This is a genomic window from Brachyspira pilosicoli (assembly GCF_019402445.1).
GTDB lineage: Bacteria > Spirochaetota > Brachyspiria > Brachyspirales > Brachyspiraceae > Brachyspira > Brachyspira pilosicoli_B.
In genome coordinates this window covers 1-4,252 of the sequence record NZ_SRZM01000102.1, presented here as the reverse complement: position 1 = coordinate 4,252, position 4,252 = coordinate 1, and the positions used below count along the sequence as shown (strand labels likewise).

The following is a 4,252-nucleotide window of genomic DNA, read 5'->3' as shown; positions in this document are numbered from 1 at the left end:
CGAAGGGCGAAAACTTTGACGAAGTCCGCAGAGCATAGCTGCGGGAAAAAGAACGATAAAAAAATTATATAAAATAATCGTTTTAATAATGCATCAATTAAAAATAAATACATTCTTAAATATATATAGTAATTATATAGAAAATAATGCATTAATAGAATTGCCCAATATATATGTTGCTATGGTTTGTATAAATGAAAGTATAGTTCTTAGTATTCCAAAGAAAAGCAAAGCATATAATATTAAAAAACCATAAGGGTATATTCTGTCATAAGTATTTTTGCCTTTGTTTGATAAGAAAAACCTCAATATCCAACCACCATCTAATGGAGGGAAAGGAAGCAAATTAAAAAACATTAGCATTATATTAATCATATAAAACATTATAAGCATTGTAATTACTATTGGCAATGCATTTGAAAATATATTAGTAAGCATGTTTGGATTTGATTGCAATGCCATTATTAATTTATATATTACAAAAGTGCCGTCCACAGGAAAAGCTAAAATCTTTATTATAATAAAAGAAACACTAGCAAGCATTAAATTAGCAAAAGGTCCAGCAAAAGATACTAAAGCCTGGTCTCTCTCAAAATTAGAAAAATTCCTTGAATCTACAGGAACAGCCTTCATCCATCCAATAACAGGTATGCCAGTAATGGCAGCAAGCAAAGGCAATATTACACTTCCAAGTATATCTATATGAGCAAAAGGGTTTAATGTTAATCTTCCTAAACTTTTAGCAGTACTGTCTCCAAAAAAATAAGCAACCCTAGCATGAGAATATTCATGCATACTAGCTGATATTATAAAAACAACATAGGATATTATTCCTATTGATAATCTATTAGCAAATATTTCACTTACCATTTTTTCTTATATTCTCTCTCTATTTTATTTTGTTTAAATTCTCTTTTAGTAAATTTTCTTAATAATAATATATAAAAAACAATGTAAATGTCAAAAAGAAAAATTATAATGTTTTGTTTGTTTTATCTATTAAATAATTAAATATAGTTTTTATGTCTTTTTTTGTTAAATCAATATTTTTAAACATATCAGAGCGATTAATAAAAGTTTTTATAATACTTCTCTCTCTTCTATATTCTTCTATAAGTTTATGATTGCCAGAAATTAAAACATCGGGCACTTTCATATTATCTATTTCAAAGGGTCTAGTATATTGTTCATATTCTAAAAGACCATTAGCATTCTCTTCAAAAGTATCATTTACCACAGATTCGCTATTGTTAAGCACGCCCTTATATCTGCATATTGCATCTACAAGCAAAAGTGCAGGTATCTCCCCACCACTTAAAACATAATCGCCTATGCTTATAGCTTCATCAGCATATTTTTTTTCAACTCTATAATCTACGCCTTCATAGTGCCCGAGTATTAATGTAAGATGTTCTTTTTGTGAAAGCTCTTTTATCTTTTGCTGTGTTAATGTTTTTCCAGACGGAGAAAATATTATAGTGTGTCCTTTGTTGTTGCTCTCAAAATATTTTTTAAAAATAGTGTAAGTCATAATCATACCAGGACCACCGCCATATGTATAATCATCACATTTTTTATAATTGCCATCTCCAAACTCACGCATATTCACAATATTAATATCTACAGCATTACTTTCTTTTGCCATGGATATTACTCCGCTGTTTAAAGGGGTTTGATAAAAGTCTTCAAAAAGTGTAAGTATATCAATTATCATCAAATAAAATCCAACACATATATTATATTTTTAGTATATTATAAATGGTTTTTTTATAAAAATATATAGATAATTATTTTTTAAAGCCGAAAATTAGTAATGTAATACTATAATCTTTTTTATAAAAATGGTAGAAAAATGAAAATATTTATCAATGACAAAGAATTATCATTTACTTTAGAAAATGAACAAAATGCATATGATGTATTAAAGGGTGTGGAGGAATGGTGCAATTCTAATAATTTTCTTATTAATAAAATTATAATAGACAACAATGAACTTCACCCATATATAGACGAAGAATATGAGAAAATACTTATAGAAAATATTGATAACATATATATAGAAGCTCTTAGTAATAGCGAATATTATTTATCAAGTCTTAATTCTATAATGGATTATATTAAAAATATTTCTATTACAGATTCTGCTATTTTAACTGAAAGAGATATAGAAGATTTAAAAGACGGATTTGCTTGGATATTGGATTCTATACCTAGAGTAATATTTCTTTGCAATATGAGTTTAGAAAGCCATAATTCTATGCATTTACTAAAAATGCTAGAAGTAAAATTAGAAAGATTAACATCATTAACAGAAAAAAAAGAAGATATAGAAAAAATAAGAGATTATTTTAATGATGATATTAAACCATTTATTAATGATAAGTTAATTCCTGCAATGGAACTTATTATGGAAGATGCTAAAATTAATACTATAATAATGTTTTCTAATAATATTAATTCTGATAATGCATTATATAAAATAGGTACTCTTCCTAAGTTTTATGATTTTATAATAGAGTTATTAGATAAAATTGTAAGCAAACTTCAAACAGGAAATGATAAAGAAGCATTTTTGTATGCAGAAAAATTTTCAAGAGTGGTAAGTTTTTCTTTTACAATACTTTCAAAAGTGGCAGATATATGCTCTATAGATTATAACAATATAAAAATAAATAAAATAAGTCTTTATAATTCTATAGAAGATTTTAATAGTATGATGAATAATGTATTAGAGGCATTTTCTAATGAAGACTATATATCTATAGCAGACATATTAGAATACGAAATAAAAGATAAATTAAAAGACATTATTAATTATATACCTGTTGTAGAGGAATACATTGAAAAGCTCAATGTTTGATTTTACAGAAGAAGACAACTCTTTTCTTCCAATGGCAGAGCGTATGCGTCCAACTTCTATAGAGGAAGTTTATGGGCAAAAGCATATTCTATCAGAAAATAAAACTCTAAGGAAAATGATTGATAAAGATAAAATCACTTCTATGGTTTTTTTTGGTCCTCCGGGAGTTGGAAAATCAACTGTTGCTTCTATAATTGCTAAAAAGACTAAAAGAGAATATATAAAATTAAATGCTGTACTTTCTAATGTTTCTGAAATTAGAGATGCTATTAAAAAGGCAGAAAAAAATCTATCCAACGAAAAAAAGACAATACTCTTTATTGATGAGATACATAGGTTTAATAAATCTCAGCAAGATGCTTTACTTCCTGCAGTAGAAAATGGGACAATTATTCTTATTGGAAGCACAACACAAAATCCTTATTTTTATTTAACTAATGCACTTCTTTCACGCATAATGCTTTTTGAGTTTAAGAACCTCGAAGATGAAGACATTAGAGAGGCTGTTGTTAATGCTATAAAAGATAAAAGAGGACTCGGCGAAGAAGATATTGATGTAGAAGATAAAGCAATAGATTTAATAGTAAAGTTTTCGCATGGAGATGTGAGAAAGGCTTTAACATATCTTGAAACATCATACCTTGCCACACAAATAGATGAAACCAAAGAAAGACTCACAATCACAGAAGAGATAGTAAAAGATGTTACAACCAAGCAGGCATTAAACTTTGATGAAGATGAGCATTACAACACCATTAGTGCTTTTATAAAGAGCGTGAGAGGAAGCGACCCAAATGCTGCGATTTATTATTTGGCAAGAATGCTTGAGTCAGGAGAAGACCCTAGATATATAGCAAGACGCCTTTGCATATTGGCTGCTGAGGACATAGGGCTAGCAGACCCTAATGCACTTAATATAGCTTCATCACTGCTTAATGTAGTGGAGTTTATAGGAATGCCGGAAGGAAGAATACCGCTTGCAGAGGTTACTATATATTTGGCACTTTGCCCGAAATCCAATTCAGCATATAATGCAATTAACAAAGCATTAAAAGACGTAAGAAACGGAGAGCTTTATTCTATACCAAATTATTTAAAAGATAACAATTCAGCATCATTCGATAGAAAGAGCAACGAAGATTATAAATATCCTCATGATTATCCTTATCATATAATAAAGCAGGATTACTTAGAAAAAGGCATTAGAAAAAATTATTATGAAGCGGTGGAGATTGGAGAAGAGAGAGAGCTTAAGAAAAGATATGAATGGATAATTAAGCATATATATGATTAGTGGTGTTTATTAAGGTTATTATTTTTTAATATGGTATTTTAAGTTTTTATAATATATTTTTTATATAATTTTTTTATTCAACTTTTTCCCGCCGCAAA

General features: G+C 28.0%; 4 protein-coding genes. 2 read left to right on the top strand and 2 right to left on the bottom strand.

Going from position 1 to position 4,252, the window contains the following annotated elements; translation table 11 throughout:
* Window positions 1-132: 132 nt before the first annotated feature.
* Together E6A48_RS04190 and trmD are read right to left on the bottom strand one after the other, a co-directional pair.
* The gene (locus E6A48_RS04190) at window positions 133-870 is read right to left on the bottom strand and encodes a site-2 protease family protein (RefSeq protein WP_219708801.1); all 738 of its coding nucleotides are present in this window, start codon (window positions 868-870) and stop codon (window positions 133-135) included.
* 103 nt (window positions 871-973) lie between these two features.
* Complete coding sequence (trmD, locus tag E6A48_RS04185) at window positions 974-1,714, bottom strand: tRNA (guanosine(37)-N1)-methyltransferase TrmD (RefSeq protein ID WP_219708800.1); 741 nt, start codon at window positions 1,712-1,714, stop codon at window positions 974-976.
* 138 nt (window positions 1,715-1,852) lie between these two features.
* On the opposite strand from trmD, the gene E6A48_RS04180 reads away from it, so the two are divergent.
* Entirely contained in the window at window positions 1,853-2,860 is a 1,008-nt protein-coding gene (locus E6A48_RS04180) for a hypothetical protein (RefSeq protein ID WP_219708799.1), read from the top strand.
* Window positions 2,853-4,154, top strand: coding sequence for a replication-associated recombination protein A (locus tag E6A48_RS04175; protein ID WP_219708802.1), 1,302 nt, complete (start codon window positions 2,853-2,855; stop codon window positions 4,152-4,154). Before E6A48_RS04180 ends, E6A48_RS04175 begins: the two co-directional genes overlap by 8 nt.
* Window positions 4,155-4,252 lie beyond the last annotated feature (98 nt).

Bases quoted from the DNA above. Each gene is read 5' to 3' on its own strand.
- E6A48_RS04190 (WP_219708801.1), bottom strand. From the start codon at position 870: ATGGTAAGTGAAATATTTGCTAATAGATTATCAATAGGAATAATATCC.
- trmD (WP_219708800.1), bottom strand. From the start codon at position 1,714: ATGATAATTGATATACTTACACTTTTTGAAGACTTTTATCAAACCCCT.
- E6A48_RS04180 (WP_219708799.1), top strand. From the start codon at position 1,853: ATGAAAATATTTATCAATGACAAAGAATTATCATTTACTTTAGAAAAT.
- E6A48_RS04175 (WP_219708802.1), top strand. From the start codon at position 2,853: ATGTTTGATTTTACAGAAGAAGACAACTCTTTTCTTCCAATGGCAGAG.